The 22276-nt window shown below is 69.8% G+C and carries 16 protein-coding genes; 8 read left to right on the top strand and 8 right to left on the bottom strand.

Annotation, left to right across the window (positions count from 1 at the left end; all coding sequences use genetic code 11):
- Positions 1–48 precede the first annotated feature (48 nt).
- Complete coding sequence (locus tag ACN6M5_RS05325; RefSeq protein WP_434948792.1) at positions 49–1332, top strand: acyltransferase family protein; 1284 nt, start codon at positions 49–51, stop codon at positions 1330–1332.
- Here the strand turns inward: ACN6M5_RS05325 and ACN6M5_RS05330 are convergent.
- Positions 1280–2416: an alkaline phosphatase family protein gene (locus ACN6M5_RS05330; protein WP_434948793.1), complete on the bottom strand. Its 1137-nt coding sequence runs from the start codon at positions 2414–2416 to the stop codon at positions 1280–1282. The genes ACN6M5_RS05325 and ACN6M5_RS05330 overlap by 53 nt on opposite strands.
- A gap of 65 nt (positions 2417–2481) precedes the next feature.
- On the opposite strand from ACN6M5_RS05330, the gene ACN6M5_RS05335 reads away from it, so the two are divergent.
- A complete protein-coding gene (locus ACN6M5_RS05335; protein ID WP_434948794.1) occupies positions 2482–4959 on the top strand; it encodes a DNA gyrase/topoisomerase IV subunit A in 2478 nt (825 codons plus the stop codon).
- Between the two features lie 96 nt (positions 4960–5055).
- Here ACN6M5_RS05335 and ACN6M5_RS05340 read toward each other — a convergent pair whose 3' ends face one another.
- On the bottom strand, positions 5056–7140 hold the full coding sequence (locus ACN6M5_RS05340; protein WP_434948795.1) for a DNA gyrase/topoisomerase IV subunit B: 2085 nt from the start codon (positions 7138–7140) through the stop codon (positions 5056–5058).
- Positions 7141–7352: 212 nt separating this feature from the next.
- On the opposite strand from ACN6M5_RS05340, the gene ACN6M5_RS05345 reads away from it, so the two are divergent.
- From ACN6M5_RS05345 to alr, 3 genes are read left to right on the top strand one after another with little or no spacing between them, the layout of a single operon-like run.
- A complete protein-coding gene (locus tag ACN6M5_RS05345) occupies positions 7353–7589 on the top strand; it encodes a DUF7455 domain-containing protein (protein ID WP_055896232.1) in 237 nt (78 codons plus the stop codon).
- Between the two features lie 54 nt (positions 7590–7643).
- Positions 7644–8327 (top strand): alanine racemase C-terminal domain-containing protein, encoded by a 684-nt coding sequence (locus ACN6M5_RS05350; protein ID WP_434948796.1) that lies wholly within the window; start codon positions 7644–7646, stop codon positions 8325–8327.
- A complete protein-coding gene (alr, locus tag ACN6M5_RS05355) occupies positions 8324–9400 on the top strand; it encodes an alanine racemase (protein WP_434948797.1) in 1077 nt (358 codons plus the stop codon). Before ACN6M5_RS05350 ends, alr begins: the two co-directional genes overlap by 4 nt.
- A gap of 342 nt (positions 9401–9742) precedes the next feature.
- On the opposite strand, the gene ACN6M5_RS05360 is transcribed toward alr, so the two are convergent.
- The 5 genes from ACN6M5_RS05360 to ACN6M5_RS05380 all read right to left on the bottom strand — a co-directional run bounded on the left by ACN6M5_RS05360 (position 9743) and on the right by ACN6M5_RS05380 (position 15611).
- Positions 9743–10459, bottom strand: coding sequence for a type 1 glutamine amidotransferase (locus tag ACN6M5_RS05360; RefSeq protein WP_434948798.1), 717 nt, complete (start codon positions 10457–10459; stop codon positions 9743–9745).
- Positions 10456–11730: a MurT ligase domain-containing protein gene (locus ACN6M5_RS05365; RefSeq protein WP_434948799.1), complete on the bottom strand. Its 1275-nt coding sequence runs from the start codon at positions 11728–11730 to the stop codon at positions 10456–10458. Before ACN6M5_RS05365 ends, ACN6M5_RS05360 begins: the two co-directional genes overlap by 4 nt.
- A gap of 9 nt (positions 11731–11739) precedes the next feature.
- A complete protein-coding gene (locus ACN6M5_RS05370; RefSeq protein WP_434948800.1) occupies positions 11740–13074 on the bottom strand; it encodes an RNA polymerase sigma factor in 1335 nt (444 codons plus the stop codon).
- Between the two features lie 223 nt (positions 13075–13297).
- A complete protein-coding gene (locus ACN6M5_RS05375; protein ID WP_434948801.1) occupies positions 13298–14638 on the bottom strand; it encodes an MFS transporter in 1341 nt (446 codons plus the stop codon).
- Between the two features lie 40 nt (positions 14639–14678).
- Positions 14679–15611 (bottom strand): proteasome assembly chaperone family protein, encoded by a 933-nt coding sequence (locus tag ACN6M5_RS05380; RefSeq protein ID WP_085367847.1) that lies wholly within the window; start codon positions 15609–15611, stop codon positions 14679–14681.
- Positions 15612–15720: 109 nt separating this feature from the next.
- Between ACN6M5_RS05380 and ACN6M5_RS05385 the strand changes: the two genes are divergently transcribed.
- The 3 genes from ACN6M5_RS05385 (at position 15721) to sucB (ending at position 20354) form a co-directional block, all read left to right on the top strand.
- Positions 15721–17247, top strand: a complete 1527-nt coding sequence (locus ACN6M5_RS05385; RefSeq protein ID WP_434948802.1) for a leucyl aminopeptidase — start codon at positions 15721–15723, stop codon at positions 17245–17247.
- A gap of 109 nt (positions 17248–17356) precedes the next feature.
- Positions 17357–18730, top strand: a complete 1374-nt coding sequence (lpdA, locus tag ACN6M5_RS05390; RefSeq protein ID WP_085367851.1) for a dihydrolipoyl dehydrogenase — start codon at positions 17357–17359, stop codon at positions 18728–18730.
- 64 nt (positions 18731–18794) lie between these two features.
- On the top strand, positions 18795–20354 hold the full coding sequence (gene sucB / locus ACN6M5_RS05395) for a 2-oxoglutarate dehydrogenase, E2 component, dihydrolipoamide succinyltransferase (protein WP_434948803.1): 1560 nt from the start codon (positions 18795–18797) through the stop codon (positions 20352–20354).
- A 6-nt stretch (positions 20355–20360) separates the two neighbouring features.
- On the opposite strand, the gene ACN6M5_RS05400 is transcribed toward sucB, so the two are convergent.
- A complete protein-coding gene (locus tag ACN6M5_RS05400; protein ID WP_434948804.1) occupies positions 20361–22256 on the bottom strand; it encodes a hypothetical protein in 1896 nt (631 codons plus the stop codon).
- Positions 22257–22276: the final 20 nt, after the last annotated feature.

The following is a 22276-nucleotide window of genomic DNA, read 5'->3' on the forward strand; positions in this document are numbered from 1 at the left end:
GTGACCGCCCGGAGCATCCGCTTCGTGGCGGTCGTCTAGGATAATCGGATGCCATCCGCCGACGCCTCCCTGCGCTCCATCGGAGTCGGCCTCCGCGGCCACGACAACGCCCTGGGCTTCATCCGCCTAGTGCTGGCGTTCTTCGTGCTCGTCGATCACACCTTCCCGCTCGGCGGGTTCGGCCCGGACTTCGGCGGCAAGTACACCCACGGACAGGCGCAGCTCGGCTCGCTCGCCGTCGCCGGATTCTTCGCCATCAGCGGCTATCTCATCGCCAAGAGCGGGATGTCCGCCGACGTCCTCCAGTTCCTCTGGCGGCGCACGCTCCGCATCTTCCCCGCCTTCCTGGTGGTGCTCGCGGTCGGCGCCTTCGTGGTCGGTCCGCTGATCTGGGTGCTCGACGGCCACACCTTCATCTCGTACTTCTCGCTCGCCCCGACGAGCCCCTGGCACTACCTCGCCTCCAACTGGACGCTGCGCGTCGGGGCGTTCGGCATCCAGGACGTGTTCCAGAACACCACGCCGTACGGCCACCAGACCGGCGCCAGCGTGCTGAACGGCTCGCTCTGGACCCTCGACTACGAGTGGACCTGCTACCTCATCATCGCCGTGCTCTGCGCCTCCGCGGTGCTGCTCAAGGCGCGCCCCATCGTCGCCGTCGTGACCGCGGTGATCGCGATCGGCCAGATCGTGCAGCTCGTCGCCCCCGGCACGATGGGCAACGTCACCCCGATGTTCGACAGTGTCCTCCTGCTCTGGATGAGCTACCCGTTCATGGTCGGCGCCCTGATCGCGGTGTACTCACGGTCGATCCCCCTCGACCACCGTCTCGGTGTCGCGAGCGGCGTGATCCTGGTGCTCACTCTCCTGAATGGCGGATACGCCGTCTTCGGTGTCCCCGCCGGGGTCTACTTCGTGCTCTGGCTGGGAGCGGTGCTCCCCGCTCCCCTTCGCAGGGTCGGCCGCACCAACGACTACTCCTACGGCGTCTACATCTACGGCTTCCTCGTGCAGCAGACGCTCGCGTACTTCGGTCTGTACAAACTCGGCTTCTTCCCGTATCTGCTCGGGGCGACCATCGTCACGGCGGCGTGCGCCTGGCTGTCCTGGCACCTCGTCGAGAAGCGGGCGATGATGCTCAAGGACTGGGGCCCCGGCCGCGGCATCGCGCACTGGTATCAGTGGGCGCGCACCGTGCTGCGCATCCGGCCGCGCCACCTGCCGCCCGCTCCGGAGGACCCGAACGAGGCGAGCACGGACGAGGCGAGCGCGGAAGCTTCTAGCCCGCAGCCCCGAAGCGGAGAAGAGGAACCCGCGTCTCGTCGTCCGTGAGCGAGCCGTGCTGGCCGATCATGCCGCGTCCGGTGTCGAGGCGGTCGCGCGAGTCGTAGTACGCCACCCGCTTGCGTGCACCGACGAGCACGTCGCCGATCCGCTGCGCGACCTCCGGATGCACAGTCGGCCCGAACCAGCCGGCGTCGATCGCCTCCTGCCTGGTGGCGATCCACGCCCTGTCGCCCTCGGCGGAGCGCCACCGCTCGGCGACGGTTTCCGCGTCGTCCGCACGGTCGAGGTGCAGGTGCAGAAAGCGCGGCTCCCCCGCGATCAGGCGCACACCGTCGACCAGCTCCGGTGCCGTATCGAAGAGGACGTGGCCGCTGACCGGAACGTCGACCACACCGTGGTCGGCCGTCAGCAGCACGGCCTGCCGGGGGCCGAGGCGGCGGGCCAGGGAGGCGACCAGCGCATCCAGCGTCTCGAGGGCGGACGTCCACTCCGGCGACTCCCAGCCCTTCGCGTGGGCGAGCTGGTCGAGTTCGGCGACGTAGAGGTAGGTGAGGCCGGGGCCGGGCGTCTGCAGGATCTGTTCCGCCGCGCTGAACCGGTCGGCCATCGTGCGGCCGCCGACGAACTCCGCCCCACGCAGCACGGCGGCGGTGAAGCCCGACTCACTGTATTTCGGCAGCCCGATGGCGCGGGTGGCGACCCCCGCATCCCGAGCCTGCTGGAAGACCGTGCGCGACCGCTGCCAGGTGGCGGGGTCGAGGCGGTCGTCCCAGCCGGAGAGCTGGTTGACGATCCTGTCGTTGGCGGCGTCGAGCACGCGGTAGCCCACCAGGCCGTGCTCGCCGGGCATCGTGCCGGTGGCGAGGGTGGCCAGCGCGGAGGCCGTCGTGGTCGGGAAGCCCGCGTCGATGGTCGTCGTCTTGCCGAGCAGCGGGGCGAGCGTGCGGGCGTGGCCCGAGCGGGCGCGCAGCGACGATGCGCCGAGGCCGTCGACCACCACGACCACCACGTGGTCGAGTGGCGGGAGGCCGAGGGCGTTCTGCTCGCCGCCCAGCGCCGCCAGGGAACTTGGCAGAACAGCGGCAAGGCTCGCTCGTGTGGTGAACGCGGCCGGTAGCATGGGGGGCATCCGGCCCAGTTTGTCACACCCGTGACCACCTCGCCGCCCCTCTCTCCCCTCCCGAGATTGCACGAATGACACCAGCAGACGACCAGGCCGCAGCGGGCACCACCGAACGCATCGAAGACGTCGACGTCACGACCGAGATGCAGGGCTCCTTCCTCGAGTACGCGTACTCCGTCATCTACTCGCGTGCGCTCCCGGATGCGCGCGACGGCCTGAAGCCCGTGCAGCGGCGCATCCTGTACCAGATGACCGAGATGGGTCTGCGGCCGGACCGCGGCCACGTCAAGTCCGCCCGCGTCACCGGCGAGGTGATGGGAAAGCTGCACCCGCACGGCGACAGCGCCATCTACGACGCCCTCGTGCGCATGGCACAGGACTTCACCCTGCGCGTTCCGCTGATCGACGGCCACGGCAACTTCGGCTCGCTCGACGACGGACCGGCCGCCCCGCGCTACACCGAGGCGCGCCTCGCAGCGGCGGCGCTCGCCCTCACGGAGGACCTCGACGAGGACGTCGTCGACTTCGTCCCCAACTACGACAACCAGCTGATGCAGCCGGATGTGCTCCCCGCCGCGTTCCCGAACCTCTTGGTCAACGGCGCGAGCGGCATCGCGGTCGGCATGGCGACCAACATGGCTCCGCACAACCTCATCGAGGTGGTCGGCGCCGCGCGTCACCTGCTCGCGCATCCGGATGCCACGCTCGACGACCTGATGGAATACGTGCCGGGCCCCGACCTCCCCACCGGAGGCACGATCGTCGGCCTGTCCGGCGTCCGGGACGCGTATGCGACCGGCCGCGGCAGCTTCAAGACCCGCGCCAAGGTCACCGTGGAGTCGATCACCGCGCGCAAGAGCGGCCTGGTCGTCACCGAGCTGCCCTACCTCGTCGGCCCCGAGAAGGTCATCGAGAAGATCAAGGACGGCGTCAACGCGAAGAAGCTCTCCGGCATCTCCGACGTCACCGACCTGAGCGACCGGCAGCACGGCCTGCGGCTCGTGATCGGCATCAAGACCGGGTTCAGCCCGGAGGCGGTGCTGGAGCAGCTGTACCGGCACACCCCGCTCGAAGACGGCTTCTCGATCAACAACGTCGCGCTCGTGGAGGGCGGCCCGCAGACCCTCGGCCTGCACGAGCTGCTGTCCGTGTATCTCGGGCACCGCATCCAGGTGGTCACCCGGCGCTCCCAGTTCCGGCTCGCCCGGCGCAAGGAACGCCTGCACCTGGTGGAGGGCCTGCTGATCGCGATCCTCGACATCGACGAGGTCATCCAGGTCATCCGCGCCAGCGACGACACCGAGCAGGCCCGCACCCGGCTGATGGATGTGTTCGACCTGAGCACCCTGCAGGCCGACTACATCCTCGAGCTGCGCCTGCGCCGCCTCACGAAGTTCTCCCGCATCGAACTGGAGACCGAGAAGGCCCAGCTCGAAGCGGAGATCGCCGAGCTCGAAGAACTGCTCGCCAGCCGCGACCGCATCAACGCGCTCGTCTCCGACGAGCTGGAGCAGGTCGCCGCGAAGTTCGGCACCCCGCGCCGCACTCTGCTCACCGAGGCGCGTCCGTCCATCGCGACGGCGTCTGCGCGTGGCAAGCAGCAGGTGGTGCTCGAGGTGGCGGATGTGCCCTGCCGGGTGCTGCTGTCCACCACCGGCCGCATCCTGCGCGTCGACCAGCAACCGGGCGACGACGGCGGCCTCGACCGCATCGCTGCTCCGGCGAGGCGCAGCAAGCACGACGCGATCCTGTCGCAGCTGGACACCACGACGCGCACCGAGATCGGCGCCGTCACCAATCGCGGCCGTCTCATCCGGTTCTCCCCCGTCGACCTGCCCGCAGCGCCGGTCAACTCGATCCAGCTCGGCGCCGGCGTGAAGGTCGGCGACTACCTGGCGATGGCCGACCGCAAGGAGAAGGTGCTCGCGATCGTGTCGCTCGACGCGCCGAGGGCCATCGCGCTCGGCACCAAGCAGGGCGTCGTCAAGCGGGTCTCCCCCGGCGACTGGGCCAACAAGCCGGAGTTCGAGATCATCGCGCTGAAGGCGGGCGACGAGGTCGTCGGAGCCGTGCAGGGCGACGACACCGACGAGCTGGTGTTCGTGGCCAGCGACACCCAGCTGCTGCGCTTCCCCGCCACCGCCGTGCGCCCGCAGGGTCGTTCGGCGGGCGGCATGGCCGGCATCAACCTCGGCGCGGATGCGCGGGTCGTCTACTTCGGCAGCGTGCCGGCCGACGAGAAGGACGAGACCGTCGTCGTCACCATCGCCGCCGGAGGAGACACCCTCCTCGGCGCAGACCCCGGCAGCGGCAAGATGAGCGAGTTCGCCGAGTTCCCGGCCAAGGGCCGCGCAACCGGCGGCGTGCGCTCCCAGCGCTTCCTCAAGGGTGAGACGGAACTGCAGCTCGCCTGGGTCGGCCGTGCTCCCGCCCTGGCGGTCGCCGCCGACGGTGCAGCACGGGCCCTCCCGGACACGCTCGTCCGCCGCGACGCCTCCGGCACCCCGCTCGACATGGTCGTCGCCTCCGTCGGCCGCCGCCTCGCCTGACCGCGCTCCCCCACCCCAAAACAATCGAGTCCGAAGTTATTCACGCGACACGCCGTCGCAGGCGTGAACAACTTCGGACTCGATTGTTTGACCGGGCTAGGCGTCGATGCGGGAGCGGGAGAGATCGTCGGCCCCGGCGATGATGAACTCCTTGCGCGGGGCGACGTCGTTGCCCATCAGCAGCTCGAAGACACGGGAGGCCTGCTCGGCGTCCGGGACGCGCACGCGCCGCAGGGTGCGGTGGTGGCGGTCCATCGTGGTGGTCGCCAGCTGGTCCGCATCCATCTCGCCGAGTCCCTTGTAGCGCTGGATCGGCTCCTGATAGCGCTTGTTGCGCTTCTTCAGGTCGGCGAGCACCGCCTGCAGCTCCGCCTCCGAGTACGTGTAGATCGTCTCGTTCGGCTTGGAGCCCGGGTTCACGACGATCACGCGGTGCAGCGGGGGCACGGCCGCGAACACGCGACCCTCCTCGATCATCGGCCGCATGTAGCGGAAGAACAGCGTCAGCAGCAGCGTCCGGATGTGCGCACCGTCCACATCCGCGTCGGACATGATGATGACCTTGCCGTACCGCGCCGTCGCCAGGTCGAAGCTGCGGCCGGAACCGGCCCCGATCACCTGGATGATCGCCGCACACTCCGCGTTGGAGAGCATGTCGGAGACCGACGCCTTCTGCACGTTGAGGATCTTGCCGCGGATCGGCAGCAGCGCCTGATACTCGCTGTCGCGCGCACGGCGCGCGGTGCCGAGCGCCGAGTCGCCCTCGACGATGAACAGCTCGCTGTTGGCCACGTCGCTCGACCGGCAGTCCACCAGCTTCGCCGGCAGGGACGAGGTCTCCAGCGCGTTCTTGCGGCGCTGCGTCTCCTTGTGGGCGCGCGCGGAGATCCTGGACTTCATCTCGGCGACGACCTTGTCGAGCAGCAGGGCCGACTGCGCCTTGTCGTCGCGCTTGGTCGACGAGAACCGCTCGGCCATCGCCTTCTGCACCACCTGGGCCACGATCGCGCGCACGGCGGGCGTACCGAGGATCTCCTTGGTCTGGCCCTCGAACTGCGGTTCGGGCAGGCGCACGGTGAGGACGGCGGTGAGGCCGGCCATCACGTCGTCCTTGTCCAGCTTGTCGTTGCCGACCTTCAGCCTGCGCGCGTTCTGCTCCACCTGTGCGCGGAGGAATTTGAGCATCCCCTGGTCGAAGCCGGTCTGGTGGCTTCCGCCCTTCGGCGTGGCGATGATGTTCACGAAGCTGCGCATCACCGTCTCGTATCCGGTGCCCCAGCGCAGGGCGATGTCGACCTCGCACTCGCGGGTGAGCTCGGTGGGGAGCATCGCTCCGCTGTCGGAGAGCACGGGGACCGTCTCGGTGAACGTGCCGCTGCCGGTGAGCCGCCAGGTCTCGGTGATGGGGCTGTCCGGCGCGAGGAAGTCGACGAACTCGGAGATGCCGCCCTGGTACTCGAAGGTGGTCTTCTCTCCATCGTCGCTGCGCTTGTCGTCGATGCTGATGCTGAGGCCGGGCACCAGGAACGCGGTCTGCCGCGCGCGCCCCACCAGGTCGTCGGCCTGGAAGTCCGCACCCTTCGTGAAGATCTGCCTGTCCGCCCAGTACCGGATGCGCGTGCCGGTCGCGCCTTTGGCCGCCTTGCCGACCACGCGCAGTTCGCTGTTCTTAACGAACGGCGTGAACGGCGCATCCGGGCTCGGCTCGTTCTTCCCGTCGTCGAAGATGCCGGGCTCTCCCCGGTGGAACGACATGGCCCAGGTCTTACCGTCGCGGTCGACCTCGACGTCGAGCCGCTCGGAGAGCGCGTTGACGACGGACGCGCCGACGCCGTGCAGGCCACCGGATGCTGCGTACGATCCGCTGCCGAACTTGCCGCCGGCGTGCAGCTTCGTGAAGACCACCTCGACGCCGGACAGGCCGGTCTTCGGCTCGATGTCGACGGGGATGCCGCGGGCCCTGTCCCGCACCTCGACGCTCTCGTCGGCGTGCAGGACGACCTCGATGCTCGACCCGTGCCCGGCGAGCGCCTCGTCGACGGAGTTGTCGATGATCTCCCACAGGCAGTGCATGAGACCGCGGGAATCCGTCGATCCGATGTACATGCCGGGGCGCTTGCGCACCGCCTCCAGCCCCTCCAGGACGGAGAGATGTCTGGCCGAATAGTCCGAGCTCGCCACGAGCGCTCCTTGCGATTCCGATGCGCCGGATGGATGCCGACGTCACACACTCTCCAGCCTACGGAGTGCCGGCTGTGCGTCCCGTCACCGACACCCGCCTGAGTGTGTGCTACGCGTTCAGCGAAATAGCGGGCGAATCGGGCAGTGTTCCGTCCGGAACGTGGTTCTATATAAGTACCGAGTTCACGGTTGCGATCTGAAAGGAGCATCACATGTCGACGATCACCACGGAGAACGGTGCGGTTGACGAGCTCGCATCGGGGCCGCAACTGACGGCGGCCGACCGTTGCGACAGCTGCGGAGCCCAGGCATACATCCGCGTTGTCGTGAACAACGGCGAGCTCCTGTTCTGTGCCCACCACGGCAAGAAGCACCAGGAGAAGCTCTCGCAGATCGCGCACAGCTGGCACGACGAGACGGCGCGTCTCTTCGAAGAGCAGCGCGCGTAACGCGTTCGCGGCACTGCAGCGAGTCACCCAGACATGAGTGGACGGCCGAGGGGCGTGCGTAGGCGCGCCGTCATCGACCTGAACGCCATCCTGGCGAACGCTGCGGCGACCGGGCCGCTCACCGACCTCACCGCCGATCTCCGCGCCGACGCGTACGGACACGGGCTCATCCCCGTGGCACGTGCGCTGTCGGATGCGGGGGTCGGCGGTTTTCTCGTCTCCCGGGTCGAAGACCAGGCCGCTCTGGCGGACGCCGGAGTCTCCGGCGCACGCGTCGCCGATCCGGATGCCGCTGTCGACCCGCACGTCGCCGGGCCCGAGCTCTTCGGGCTGGCAAGCGGCGGGCGTCCGGCCATGCGGCTCTCCGGCGAGGTCATCGCCGTCAAGCGCGTGCACGCCGACAGCGGCGTCTCCTACGGCTACACCTACCGCACGCGGCAGGACACCACGCTGGCGCTGGTCGCGCTCGGCTTCGCCGACGGCATCCCGCGCGTCGTCTCGAACAAGGCGCCCGTCCGCATCGGAGACTTCGTGGGCCGCGTGACAGGCCGCATCGCGATGGACCAGTTCGTCGTCGACCTCCACGACTCCACTGCCGAGCCCGGAGACGACGCTGTGCTGTTCGGGAACCCGGAACACCGCGATCCGTCCGTGGGCGAATTGGCGGACCTCATCGGCATCGCCGCCCCCGTCATCACCGCGCGGCTCGGCCGCCGCATCGAGAGGGTCTACGAATGACCATCGTCGACGCCATCGCGGAGCCCCTGCCGCGCGCGGTCATCGACCTCGCGGCGCTCCGCCACAACGTCTCGCATCTCACCTCCCTCATCGCACCGTCCGAGTTGATGCTCGCGGTCAAGGCGGACGCGTACGGCCACGGCCTGCTTCCTGTCGCGGAGGCCGGCATCGAATCCGGCGCAGCGTCGCTGGCCGTCCTCGAGATCCCGGTGGGCCTGGTGCTGCGGCACGCGGGTATCACCGTGCCCCTGCTCGCCTGGCTGCACGGTGCGGACACCGACTGGCGCGCGGGCATCGAGGCCGACATCGAGCTGGGGATCTCGGCTCGCTGGCAGCTCGACGCGATCGCCGCATCCGGTGCCGACCGTCCCGCCGTCGTGCACCTCAAGGTCGACACCGGCCTCAGCCGCAACGGCGCCACCCGCGAAGACTGGCCGGGGCTGGTGGATGCGGCCGTCGCGCTGCAGAAGCAGGGCATCGTGCGCATCCGGGCGGCGTGGTCGCATCTCGCAGACGCCTCCATCGCCGACGACGAGGCGGCGCTCGCCCAGTTCCGGGAGGCGGTCGTGGTCGCCGAGGAGCACGGGGCCACGTTCGAGATCCTGCACCTCGCCGCGAGTTCGGCGGGCATCCGGATGCCCGAGGCGCGATTCGACCTCGTCCGGTTCGGGATCGCCGCATACGGCGTCTCCCCCTTCGACGACAGCACGGGCGCCGACCTGGGGCTCATCCCGGCGATGCGCCTGGAAGCGCCGGTCACCCGCATCCACGTCGGCGGCACCACGCACGCCCGCATCGGCATCGGATACGCGGACGGCGTGCCGACGCTCGGGATCGCGAAGGCGCACGTCTCCATCGGCGGGCTGCCCTGCCCGGTGCTCGCGGTCGACGCGGACTCGATGCTCGTCGACGTCGGCGCGAATCGCGTGGAGGTCGGCGACACGGCGATCCTGTTCGGCCCTGGCGTCAACGGCGAGGTCATCGCCGAGAAGTGGGCGGACTGGGCGGAGACGATCGCCGACGAGATGCTCACCGGCGTCGCGCAGCGCGTCCCGCGCGTCTACGTCGGCTGACCGCGCCGCGCACCCCCACCGCCGCACATCTTTCCCTGCGCTGGCCCGCTCCGTTCAAGCGGAGATTCCAGCCGGATCGCCCCATATCTCCGCTGCACAGGATGCACCCGCGGCGTGTCGGCCCAGACTTCCTCCTTTACGCAACACCGGAGAATCCGCGCGACACGCCGTCTGCGACTCCGCTCGTGCGGAGAAACGCGCGCGGGCCGGGTGGAACTCCGTTCGAACGGAGTTCGGGCGTGGTGGGAGGTGAGTGGCGTGGTAGGTGGTGAGGACAGCCGGTAGGGCAGGCGGGCGGGCGGCCAGGCAGCCAGCCGCCGGGGCCAGGGTCCGGGGCTCGGGCTAGAGCTTGACGCCGAGGCGGTCGGCGATGGCGCGGCGCGCGTTGGCCGCGTAGCGGTCGACGCTCTCGGTCTGCTGCACCGGCGCGAGTTCGGTGCGCAGGGCGGTCGCGAGCATCCGGTCGGCCAGTGCGGGGTTCATCGGCAGCACGGGGCCGTGCAGGTGCGTTCCGATGGCCGCGGCCAGCGCGACGCCCTCGGTCTGCCCGCCGTCGTTTCCGGTGCCGCTGACGACCTGGCCGAATGGCTCTGCGCCCTCCAGCGTGGTCGTCGCCGAGTGGTTCTCGAAGCCGGCCACCGTTCCCTGCGCGGTGCGCACGACGATCTCGCCGACGTGCCTGGCCGCGCCCAGCTGGGCGCGCGTCGGGAAGACGCCGGCCCCGGCAAGACGCTCGCCGTCGGCCGTGACCAGTTCGGTGCCGAGCAGCTGCCAGCCTCCGGCGATCGCCAGGATCGGGATGCCGGCGTCCCGCCAGTCCCGCAGCGCCGGGGCGATGCACTGCACGTCCGCGAGCACCGCCCGCTGCGACGAGAGCGGGCCGCTGCCGATGTGCACGATGTCCACAGACTCCGGTAGCACGCCGCCGACCGGATGACGAACGACCTCGGCGTCGATGCCACGCCAGCAGGCGCGCTCGACCAGGGCCGTCACGTTCCCGGCGTCGCCGTTGATGCCCAGCTCGGCCGGGTACAGGTGCAGGATGCGCAACACGCTCATCGTTCGCCGCCCTCCAGGTCGAGGAAGCCGAGCTGCTTGCGGATCAGCATCATCTGCTCGTAGTTGACGATCATGGTCTTGGTGCCGGTCGCGGGCTTCGGCAGCGCGAGGAACGCGGTCAACGCTGGCTTCAGCTCCGGGACGACCTGGTCGACCGGGATGCCCGCGTACGCGAACCGGGTGGCGAACTGCCACGCCTTCGTGCCGGAGACCACATCCACGTGCTCGATCGACGAGAGGTCGATGTCGTAGACCCACGACGGGTCCGGCGTTCCCTCGTCGACGGCCACGAAGACCTGCTCGGGCGGCGCGCTGAGGTAGTCGAGGTTCAGCTGCAGGCTCGGCGGGTTCTTCATCATGATGATCTCGATGTCCTCGTCGCCGACCCGCAGGGTCTCGCCGCGGCCGTAGACGGTGCGCAGCGACGACATCGCCGCCACTACGGCGTCCGGACGGAACCGGTCGCCGAGCAGGCGGCGGGCCATCGCGGTCGCACCGGCCGCATCCACGGCGTAGTGCAGTCCGCGGGCGGGGAGGGCCACCTGCACGCTCTCGCCGCCGAACGCGAGGCGCGCACTGCGCGCGTCCAGTTCGCTGACGAACACGGAGGGCACGGGAAGCGCTCCCGCCGGCACGCCGGACACGTCCTTGACGTTAGCGAGCCCGTTCGGCGACGCGTCGATGATCGACGGCGCCACCGCGAACGTGGAGACGTTGCGGCCCTCGGCGAGCAGTTCGGCACCGACCCGCGCGAGGCTGTCGTCGTCGGCGTTCACCACGACGAACTCCGACGAGGATGCGCCGATCGAGCGGAGCATCCCGACCACTCTGGTCGGCTCGAAGAACCGGTTGAGCTGGTCGATCTGCACGTTCAGCAGCAGCGAGCCCCGTGGCTTCAGGATGGTCGCCAGGTCGACGCCGTACGCCTCGTCCACCTCGATCACCCCGACGTCGGCGCGCACGCGCCCGTCCAGCGGGACGGTGGCGAGCAGCGCGGACGCGATCCCCTGCGGGAGGTTGCCTCCCGACGGGTTGGTGAACACGGTCAGCCCGTGCTCGCGCAGGATGCCCGTGAGCATGTTCGTCGTGGTCGACTTGCCGTTCGACCCGGAGACGAACACGACGCCGAGCGGAAGCTCGGCGACGGCTCGCTCCAGGAACTTCGGCGCGATCGCGAGCGCGACGCGTCCCGGCACAGCCGAGCCGCCGCCGCGCAGGCGCAGCAGCCAGCGGGCGAGACGACCGGCGACGACCGCTAGCCTGTAGCGCACTCCCCCGGCCTACTCGAGGTAGTCGCGGAGCGACTGCGACCGGGACGGGTGGCGGAGCTTCGCCATCGTCTTCGACTCGATCTGACGGATGCGCTCACGCGTCACCCCGAACGTGTCACCGATCTGGTCGAGCGTCTTCGGCATGCCATCGCCGAGCCCGAAGCGCATCCGGATCACTCCGGCCTCGCGCTCCGAGAGCGAGTCGAGGAGGCTCTCGAGCTGCTTCTGCAGCATCGTGAAGCCCACAGCGTCGGCCGGGACGACCGCCTCCGTGTCCTCGATCAGGTCGCCGAACTCGCTGTCGCCGTCCTCGCCGAGCGGGGTGTGCAGCGAGATCGGCTCACGGCCGTACTTCTGCACCTCGATGACCTTCTCGGGGGTCATGTCGAGTTCGCGGCTCAGCTCTTCCGGCGTGGGCTCGCGGCCCAGGTCTTGCAGCATCTGCCGCTGCACACGGGCCAGCTTGTTGATGACCTCGACCATGTGCACCGGGATGCGGATGGTGCGGGCCTGGTCGGCCATCGCGCGGGTGATCGCCTGACGGATCCACCAGGTGGCGTACGTCGAGAACTTGAAGCCCTTGGTGTAGTCGAACTTCTCGACGGCACGGATGAGGCCCAGATTGCCTTCCTGGATGAGGTCGAGGAACTGCATCCCGCGACCGGTGTACCGCTTGGCGAGCGAGACGACCAGTCGGAGGTTCGCTCCGAGCAGGTGGCTCTTGGCCCGCTGGCCGTCGCGCGCGACCCACTTGAGCTCGCGCTCGAGCTCACGCGGCATGTTCGGCGTGTTGGCGAGCTTGTCCTCGGCGAACAGGCCGGCCTCGATCCGCATCGCGAGCTCGACCTCCTCCGCCGCGTTCAGCAGGGCGACCTTGCCGATCTGCTTCAGGTAGTCCTTGACGGGGTCTGCCGTGGCGCCGGTGATCGTGGTGGAGTACACCGGGATGTCGTCGTCCTCGTCGACGGCGCGGAGCACGAGTGCTCCCGTCGGCAGGGGCTCGTCGGCCGCAGCGGGCTTGGCGTCGTCGTCGTCCGACTTCTCCTCCGCGTCGTCGCTGTCGTCGGCTGCTGCCTCGACCTCGACCTCCGCGGTCTCCTCTTCGTCGATCTCGACGGCGTCGTCGTCGCCGAGCTCGTCGTCGCCCTTGGCCTTGCTCGCGCCCTTCTTGGCGGTCGCCTTCGCAGGGGCCTTCTTCGCGGGAGCCTTCGCTGCCGTCTTCTTCGCTGCCGGAGCGGCCTTCGCCGCCGTCTTCTTCGCTGCGGTCTCAGTGACCTCGGCCTCGGTGACCTCGGCCCCGGTCACCTCTGCTTCTGGAGCTTTCGTTGCTGCACGGGTTGCCATGTGAACACCTTTCATACCAAGCGGAGGGGCCGAGAATCCGAAGCGCCTTGGCCTGGCTCAGGTTGCGTGCGGACATTACTAAGACCCATGTCAAGTCCTGGGTCTGTGCGCGGTGCAGTTTTCCATGCTCCGAGCCCCTGGATATGAACGGGTCCGATCAACTATTATTGCACGATTCATGGCCGCCCCCGACCATCGGTGCTCCGCCGCCGCCCAGCCGCTTTCAGCCGGCCGCCCCTCGTCCGCGTCTCTTCCACGCGTCAGAGAGTAGAACCCACAACGGGGCCACTTCTATTCCCTCGTCCTCGGACAACAGGCGGCGGGTGCGGCGTCTCGCACGCACCAGGAATCCGACGCCGATGCCCACGATCACGTACTGGATCGCGAACGCCCAGCGGAACGCATCCAGGGCATACAGGTCGGATGCTCCCCCTGCTGCGACGCGGGCGGCGTTCTGCCCGTCGAGCGCCAGCCCGATCAGGAACATCATCACGAAGCTGGCGAGGAAGCCGCCGACGTTGACGATGCCGTTCGCCGAGCCGAGACTGCGCAGCGGGTTGGAAGTGCGGGCGAAGTCGAACCCGATCAGGGAGCCGGGCCCGCCGATCCCGATCGCGATCAGCAGAACGATGAGCAGCCAGAGCGGCGGCGTGCCCGGCCAGAGCAGCACCACGGCCCAGACCACGCCCATCATGGCGACGATCCCCAGCACCAGGTTGCTGCGCCGCAGCGGGTGGCGCGCGGTGAGCACGCCCAGGATGGGGCCGGAGATGAGACCGGCCACGACGGCGACGATCAGCAGCCCGGACGCCTCCGCCGGGTCGATCCCGAGCGCGAACACCATGAACGGCAACCCCCACATCAGGCTGAACACGGTGCCGGAGGACTGGGTGACGAAGTGCGACCAGAAGCCGAGCTGCGTTCCCGGCCGCGCCAGGCTCACCCTGAGCTGCCGGATGGACTCGCCCCAGGTGGCGGGGCGCGGGCCCTCCGACGAGCCGACCGGCCTGTCCGAGATCGCGGCGACGATGCCGACGAGCGCGATCACCGAGAGCGATGCGGCGCTGAGGAACGCGGTCGTCCATCCCGACTGATGCAGGATGATCGCGAACGGGATGGCGGACAGCACCTGACCCAGCTGGCCGATGTTGCCGATCCACTGGGACAGCTGCGGCACCAGCCGCCCGCGGAACCACGAGTTGATCAGGCGCATCAGCGAGGTGAACACCGTCGCATCCCCCGCCCCGACCAGGATGCGTCCCAGGATGGCGACTCCGATGGTCGGCGCGAACGCCACGGTCACCTGGCCGACGATCATCAGCGCTGTGCCGACCGCCATCAGCCAGCGCGAGCCGACCCTGTCGATCAGCACGCCGACCGGGATCTGCATGGCGGCGTACACGATCAGCTGCACGACGGCGAGGGTCGAGAGCACGGACGCCGTGCTGTGGAAGCGCTCGGTCGCTGCTACTCCGGCGACGCCGATGCTCGTGCGCTGCATGACCGCGATCAGGTAGGCGAAGACGCCGATCCCGAAGATGAGCCAGGAGCGCCGCGAATTCACTCCTCCAGCGTATTACCGACCACGCCGGGCGGGATGCGCGTCAGGACGCGGTGGGCCCGTTCTCCTCGTCGCCGTGGCGGCGGAACGCGAGGAAGTTCTCCAGCTCGGCGGCGATCTCGTCCGCGCTCGGCAGCTCGCCGTCGCGGTCGGTCAGCGGCGACCGCAGCTGGTTGTCCTCCATATAGCTGTCGTGACGCTCCTCGAGCGTTCCGACCAGCCGGCCGAGCTCGGCGTTCGAATCGACCTGCTCGTCGATGTTCGCGATGAACTCCCTGTCCTCCTGGCGCAGCCGGTCGGTGGGGAAGATCAGCCCGGTGGCCGCGCTGATGCTGTCGAGCGCGGCGATGGCGGCGGCGGGGTACTCCGTGTCCGCCAGGTAGTGCGGGATGAGCAGGATGAACCCGGCGATCGGGTACGACAGCTGCTGCAGCCGGAACTCGAGCAGGTGCAGCGCGTTGGCCGGGACCTGCGTGTGCGGCTTCCAGATCGACATCGAGTCGATCAGGTCGGAGCGGTTGCCGCTGACGGTCACGCCGATCGGGCGCGTGTGCGGCACCGGCATCGGGATGGAGTGCACCCAGGTGACCGACTTCACCTTGAGCCTGTCGATGAGGTCGAGGATGGCCTGCGTGAACCGCTCCCACTGGAAGTCGGGCTCGAAGCCGGAGAGAAGGAGGAACGGCTGGCGCAGCTCGTCGTACGCGAGGTAGAGCTTGAGCGTTGCCGGCTGGTAGTCGGTGAGGTGGTCCTGGTCGAAGTAGATGATCGGCCGGCGGGCACGGTAGTCGAGCAGGATGTCGGCGTCGAAGGTGGCGACCACCTCGTTGTCGAGCGTTCCGAGCAGATAGGTGCCCAGCTGGCTGACGCCGGAACCCGCGTCGGCGAACCCGGTCAGGCCCGCGACCAGGTTGAGGCCAGCGGGCACCTCCGAGAGGGCCGCGTTGAGCTCGTACAGGTCACCCGGATCGCGCATATTTCAACTCTAAGCCGCCCGTTCCCGGCGGACCCTGCGAACCGGCCCGGAAGGCACACGCCCACAGCGAACACGGCCGCCGGCGCGCGGCAGCGGCTAGATTCGAGGCATGACCGTCCCCTCTCTCTCGCTTTCGTCCGCCTCCGCCGTGTCCCCGTCCGGTGACGTGCTCCTGATCGGCGCACGCGCATCCGGTGGCTCCGTCGACATGGTGGCGAACTCCGCCGTCGACGCCGCCGTGACGGCCGCTGGCGATGTCGCTGCGCAGCTGCAGGCCGTCGGCTTCGGTGGAGGACGGGACGAGCTGGTCCGGCTCCCTGGCGGCGCCGGTGGGCCGTCGCTCGCGGTGATCGGATTGCCGGAGACCGTGGATGCCGACGCGCTGCGCTACGCGGCGGGCAGCGGCATCCGCCAGCTCGCCGGCACGGCGGCCGTCACCGTCGCGCTGCCCGCGGACGGCGACGAGCAGCTCGCCGCGGTGCTGGAGGGCGCTGCCCTCGGGTCGTACGCGTTCACGACGTACCGTGAGGCGTCGAAGGCGGCCGTGAAGGCGCCCGTCGCAGCCATCGAGGTCGTCGGGACGCCGGGCGACGCATCCGGGGCGGACGCACTCGACGCGCTCGTCGCCCGCGCCACTGCGGCAGCCGAGGCCGTCGCGCTCGTCAAGGACCTCGTCAACACGCCACCGCTCGACCTCTACCCCGCGACCCTCGCCGACGCCGCGGAGCGCGCAGCCGCCGGGCTACCAGTGGATGTGCGGGTCTGGGATGAGAAGGACCTGGAAGCGGACGGCTTCGGCGGCATCCTCGGTGTCGGCCAGGGCTCGACCCGCCCGCCGCGGCTCGTCAAGGTCACCTACTCGCCCGCCGGAGCGGCCAAGCACCTCGCGCTGGTCGGCAAGGGCATCACGTTCGACACCGGTGGGCTGTCGCTCAAGCCGCCGACCGGGATGGTCGGCATGAAGTACGACATGACGGGAGCGGCCACCGTGCTCGCCGTCGTGCTCGCCGCGGCCAGGCTGGAACTGCCGGTGAAAGTGACCGCGTGGCTCTGCATCGCGGAGAACATGCCGTCCGGGTCGGCGATCCGGCCCAACGACGTGCTGCGCATCCGGGGCGGCAGGACCGTCGAGGTGCTCAACACCGACGCGGAGGGCAGGCTGGTGATGGCCGACGGCCTGGTCGCCGCGAGCGAGGAGCGCCCGGACGCGATCGTGGACGTCGCGACCCTGACCGGGGCGGCGATGGTCGCCCTCGGCACCCGCTACGCCGCCGTCATGGGCGACGACGAGCTGGTCGGCGAGGTCGTCGACGCCGCGAAGTCGTCCGGCGAACTGCTCTGGCCGATGCCGCTCCCCGGCGAGCTGCGCGCGACCATCAACTCCGAGGTCGCGGACATCGCCAACGCCAACCCCGGAAACACCGCGGGAGGGATGCTGCTCGCCGCGGTCTTCCTCCAGGAGTTCGTCGGCCGCACCGGCGATGCTGAGGATTCGCCGCGCATCCCGTGGGCCCACCTGGACATCGCGGGACCCGCCAAGGGACCCGCCTCTCCCTACGGTTTCACCGGGAAGGGACCGACCGCCGTCACCGTGCGCGCCCTCATCCGGTTGGCCGAGGACTTTTCCCGGAAGTAGTAGGGTCGTATGGGCAAGAAAAATTCTTGCCGCAAACAAACGCCTGCCCACGAGTGACCCCTCGGGGCAGGGTCGTGTCACGAATCCTGATGCGCGAGGGAGTAGCTGGGTGTCTGAGCAGAACTTTGACATTGTGGTGCTCGGCGGTGGGAGTGGAGGCTACGCAGCAGCGCTGCGTGCGGCCGAGCTCGGTTTCACCGTTGGGATGATCGAGAAAGACAAGGTCGGAGGCACCTGCCTGCACCGAGGATGCATTCCCACCAAGGCCCTGCTGCACGCGGCCGAGGTGGCGGACTACTCCCGCGAGTCGTCGAAGTACGGCATCGTCACGGAGTTCCAGGGCATCGACATCAACGGCGTGACGGAATACCGCCAGGGCATCGTCGCCAAGAAGTACAAGGGACTGCAGGGCCTGGTCAAGGCTCGCAAGATCACCGTCATCGAGGGTGAAGGTCGCCTGACCTCCCCCACCACGGTGCAGGTCGGCGACGACACCATCGTCGGCAAGAACGTCATCCTCGCCACGGGCTCGTACTCGCGCTCGCTCCCCGGTCTCGAGATCGGCGGCCGCGTCATCACGAGCGAGCAGGCCCTCGAGCTGGACTTCGTGCCCAAGAAGGTCGCCGTGCTCGGCGGCGGCGTCATCGGCGTCGAGTTCGCGAGCGTCTGGAAGTCCTTCGGCGCGGACGTCACCATCATCGAGGCCCTCCCACACCTCGTCCCCAACGAGGACGAGACCATCAGCAAGTCGCTGGAGCGCGCGTTCCGCCGCCGCGGCATCGACTACCGCCTGGGCGTCCGGTTCTCCGGCGTGACCCAGAACGACGACGGCGTCGTCGTGACGCTCGAGAACGGCGACACGGTCGACGCCGAGCTGCTGCTCGTCGCCGTCGGCCGCGGCCCGTCGACCGCCAACCTCGGCTACGAGGAGGCGGGCATCACGCTCGACCGCGGCTTCGTCATCACCGACGAGCGCCTCCAGACGAGCGTCCCCGGCGTCTACGCCGTCGGCGACATCGTCCCCGGCCTGCAGCTCGCGCACCGCGGCTTCCAGCAGGGCATCTTCGTCGCGGAGGAGATCGCGGGCCTCAACCCGATCATCGTCCCGGATGTCAACATCCCGAAGGTCACCTACTGCGACCCCGAGGTCGCGTCGGTCGGTCTCACGGAGGCCAAGGCCGTCGAGCAGTACGGCGCTGACAAGGTGTCGAGCTACGACTACAGCCTCGCGGGCAACGGCAAGAGCGAGATCATCGGCACCAGCGGCTCCGTCAAGGTCGTCCGCGTCGTCGACGGCCCCGTCGTCGGCGTCCACATGATCGGCGCCCGCGTCGGCGAGCTGATCGGCGAGGCACAGCTCGCGGTCAACTGGGAGGCATACCCCGAAGACATCGCCCCGCTCGTCCACGCGCACCCCACGCAGAACGAGTCGCTCGGCGAGGCCTTCCTGTACCTCGCGGGCAAGCCGCTGCACACCCTTTAGTCCGCCGCCGGTCGGCGCGACTGCAATAAACTACTGAACGAATTGGTTTGAAGGAGACAAGCTCATGAGCGAATCCGTCAGCCTCCCGGCACTCGGCGAGAGTGTCACGGAAGGCACGGTCACCCGCTGGCTGAAGAACGTTGGCGACCGTGTCGAGGTGGACGAGCCCCTGCTCGAAGTCTCGACCGACAAGGTCGACACCGAGATCCCCTCCCCCGTCGCGGGCGTCATCGAGGCGATCCTGGTGCAGGAGGACGAGACCGTCGAGGTGGGCACCGCGCTCGTGACGATCGGCGACGGCTCCGGCGGAGGCGAGGCCCCGGCCGCGCCCGCCGCTGAGGCCGAGGCCGCTCCGGCGGAGGCGGCTCCGGCTGCTGAGGCTGCGCCGGCTCCTGCTGCTGCTGAGGCCGCACCGGCACCTGCTGCTGAGGCAGCTCCGGCCGCCGCACCGGCGCCCGCTACTGAAGCTGCTCCTGCTCCTGCCGCGGAGGCCACTCCGGCCCCCGCCGCCGAGGCCGCTCCGGCCCAGGCTGCCCCGGCCCCCGCCGCCGAGGCCGCTCCGGCCCAGGCTGTCCCGGCACCCGCACAGGCTGCCCCTGCCCAGGCCGCACCGGCCGCTGCTCCGGCTCCTGCCGCTGCTGCTCCCGCCGCCGCACCCGCTCCGGCGGCTGCTCCGGCCCCGGCCGCTGCTCCCGCAGCATCCGGTGGCGCGCACGCCGGCAACGCCGGCTACGTGACCCCGATCGTTCGTAAGCTCGCGAACGAGCAGGGCATCGACCTGTCGACCGTCACCGGCACCGGCGTCGGTGGGCGCATCCGCAAGGAGGACATCCTCTCCGCGGCTGCCGCACCCGCCGCACCCGCTGCGTCGTCCTCCGCTGAGGCCGCCCCGGCTCCCGAGGTGTCCCCGCTGCGCGGAACGACCCAGCCGATGTCGCGTCTGCGCAAGGTCGTCGCCGAGCGCGCCGTCGTGTCGATGCAGTCGTCCGCTCAGCTCACCTCCGTGGTCGAGGTCGACGTGACCAAGGTCGCGGCCTTCCGCGACAAGGTCAAGGCCGACTTCCAGTCGAAGACCGGCGTCAAGCTGTCCTTCCTCCCGTTCTTCGCTCTGGCCGCCGCCGAGGCGCTGAAGACGTACCCCGTCATCAACGCCACCATCGACGGCGACTCGATCGTCTACCCGGACCACGAGAACATGTCGATCGCCGTCGACACCGAGCGCGGTCTGCTCACCCCTGTGGTGCGCAACGCGTCCGAGCTCGACCTCGCGGGCCTGGCCAAGGAGATCGCGGACCTCGCAGAGCGCACCCGCGAGAACCGCCTGAAGCCCGACGAGCTCGCCGGCGGCACGTTCACGCTGACCAACACCGGTTCGCGTGGCGCGCTGTTCGACACCCCCGTGGTGTTCCTCCCGCAGGTGGCCATCCTCGGCACCGGCATCGTCACGAAGCGTCCCGTCGTCATCTCGGCTGACGGAACCGACTCGATCGCGATCCGCTCGACCGTGTACCTGGCCCTCTCGTACGACCACCGGATCGTCGACGGCGCCGACGCGTCTCGCTTCCTCGTCGCGGTCAAGAACCGTCTCGAGGGCGGCAACTTCGAGGCGAACCTCGGCATCTAGTCACTGTCACGGGAAGACCTCCCGCAGACGCCACCCGGCCTCGCCCCTGACCATCAGGAGCGAGGCCGGTTCGCTTTTCGGGGTGCGTGCGCGATCCGGTGCCACGGACACGAGCGCCGCTTCCCCCCAGCGCTGCACGAGTTCCACAGCGGCACCGGCGAAGTCGTACGCATCGGCGGTCGTCCCGTCCTCAAGCGCCGCCCGGTCCGACGCTGCCACCGGTGAGCCGTCCTGGACCAGCGTGTCGACGCACGCGACCTGCCGCACGCGCGCCGTGAAGCACTGATGACGGGCACGCAGCAGGTGAGTGGCGGCGGCTACCGGTTCACTGGGCACGACGGAGGACGCGCGCGCTGTGCTGGGTTTGGCTCCCCCGCCCGTCGTCGCGTCTTCAGGCTCTGCTCCTGGCGTGGAGAGGTGTGGCGCGTCGAGCGAACCTGCCGACGCGGGTGGACTGGCTGATGGGGTTGCCCCAGTGGGCGATGACCGGTCGTTCGACGCGGGAGTGCTGGTCGAGGTGGAGGTCCGAGCTACGGACGGTGCACCTGTCACAGAAGATGCACCTGTCGCGGAAGACGTACCAGTCGCGGAAGACGCACCAGTCGCGGAAGACGCACCAGCTGCGGACGACGAATCCAACGACGTGTTCGTCGCCGGATCACCGGGCAGCAGGAGGAGTGCGGCGCCGACGACGATGGCCGGGATCAGCACGATGGCCACCAGCTTCTTCCTCAGCGCCAACCAGGCGCGGAGACGGTCTGCGACGTGCGCGATGGGCCTGCCGTCGAGAAGCAGGTCGCTGAGTTCCGCGGCAGGTTCGAACGCCGAGACCGGGTCCAGCGCCGAGCCCGACACGGAGCGCGCCACCAGCGCACGGGAATGAGGGGCGCGCGCCGCCGATATCTGGCCGCTCGAATCGAGGGACTGACGCGGGATGGTGTCGTGGAGCACGTCCAACGAGGTTGCGACCCGTGCAGCCGCAGGCTCGCGGCGGCCCGTGGACGCGGCACGCCCCCTGATCCCGCTGAGCCCAGCGTCGATCAGTTCGGCCTGCGAACGTCGCGCGGCGTCGGGTGGCTGGTCCGCGCCATCCGGCGGAAGGTCCCTGAGCGACCCGGACGGTGGACGTGGCACGTGAGGTGCGTCCGCCTCCGTCAACCGCAGCACCCCCGGCTCCACCGTGGCCAGCACGCCCGCCAGCACCCGCTCCCACACGGCGGTAGGCGCGTGGTCGCCACCGGGGCGCGGCGGCGCGAGTGCCGCGTCCACTGCATCCAGCAGCCGCCAGCCGCCCGGCGCAGGGACCGCCGCGCAGAGTTGCTGCGCCACCTTGCGATACGCGAGCCGGTCCGCCGCGGCGCTCGACTCCGTCAGAGGGCTGGCGCGGCGGAGAGCGTCGATCGCCGGACAGCCGTCGCGGCGGAAGGCCACGCCGTCGAGGGCGAGGCCGCTCGCCGACCATCCGGCCTCGTGCAGGGCGCCGAGCCCGGACGCGACCCCGATCAGGATCGTGGCCGCCTCGTCTGCGCGGATCAGGCGGCGCCGGGCGAGTAAGGCGGCAAGGGTTCCTCCTGGTGCGTGTTCCACGATGAGCCAGCCCTCCGGCAGACCGCGCGCGACCTCGCCGCCCAGAACGCCCACCACGTGCTCCGAGCGGGCGTCGCGTCTGGCAGTGGCCTCCCGCGCTGTCGCGTCCGCAGCACTCACGCCGGTGCGGAGGCAGGCCACCACGGGATGCGCCTGCTCCGGCGCCCGGATCAGCTGCCGCAATTCGTCCGACTCGGCCGACAGCGTGCCGAGCACCTGCCAGCCCCTCTCCCTCGCCCGGGCGGCGGCGAGGCGGGCGAGGTCGGGCGTGCGGCTCAGCATGGGTGGGCGGGACGTGGTCGGTGCAGTCGGCATGGACCAATTCCAGAGCATCC

The organism is Leifsonia araucanica, assembly GCF_051161895.1.
GTDB lineage: Bacteria > Actinomycetota > Actinomycetes > Actinomycetales > Microbacteriaceae > Leifsonia.

Excerpts from the sequence above, each read along its gene's own strand:
- ACN6M5_RS05360 (WP_434948798.1), bottom strand. The coding sequence starts at position 10,459 with ATGAGCGTGTTGCGCATCCTGCACCTGTACCCGGCCGAGCTGGGCATC.
- ACN6M5_RS05325 (WP_434948792.1), top strand. The coding sequence starts at position 49 with ATGCCATCCGCCGACGCCTCCCTGCGCTCCATCGGAGTCGGCCTCCGC.
- ACN6M5_RS05345 (WP_055896232.1), top strand. The coding sequence starts at position 7,353 with ATGTCGACGATCACCACGGAGAACGGTGCGGTTGACGAGCTCGCATCG.
- ACN6M5_RS05385 (WP_434948802.1), top strand. The coding sequence starts at position 15,721 with ATGACCGTCCCCTCTCTCTCGCTTTCGTCCGCCTCCGCCGTGTCCCCG.
- ACN6M5_RS05400 (WP_434948804.1), bottom strand. The coding sequence starts at position 22,256 with ATGCCGACTGCACCGACCACGTCCCGCCCACCCATGCTGAGCCGCACG.
- sucB (WP_434948803.1), top strand. The coding sequence starts at position 18,795 with ATGAGCGAATCCGTCAGCCTCCCGGCACTCGGCGAGAGTGTCACGGAA.
- ACN6M5_RS05380 (WP_085367847.1), bottom strand. The coding sequence starts at position 15,611 with ATGCGCGATCCGGGTGACCTGTACGAGCTCAACGCGGCCCTCTCGGAG.
- ACN6M5_RS05330 (WP_434948793.1), bottom strand. The coding sequence starts at position 2,416 with ATGCCCCCCATGCTACCGGCCGCGTTCACCACACGAGCGAGCCTTGCC.
- alr (WP_434948797.1), top strand. The coding sequence starts at position 8,324 with ATGACCATCGTCGACGCCATCGCGGAGCCCCTGCCGCGCGCGGTCATC.
- ACN6M5_RS05335 (WP_434948794.1), top strand. The coding sequence starts at position 2,482 with ATGACACCAGCAGACGACCAGGCCGCAGCGGGCACCACCGAACGCATC.
- ACN6M5_RS05370 (WP_434948800.1), bottom strand. The coding sequence starts at position 13,074 with ATGGCAACCCGTGCAGCAACGAAAGCTCCAGAAGCAGAGGTGACCGGG.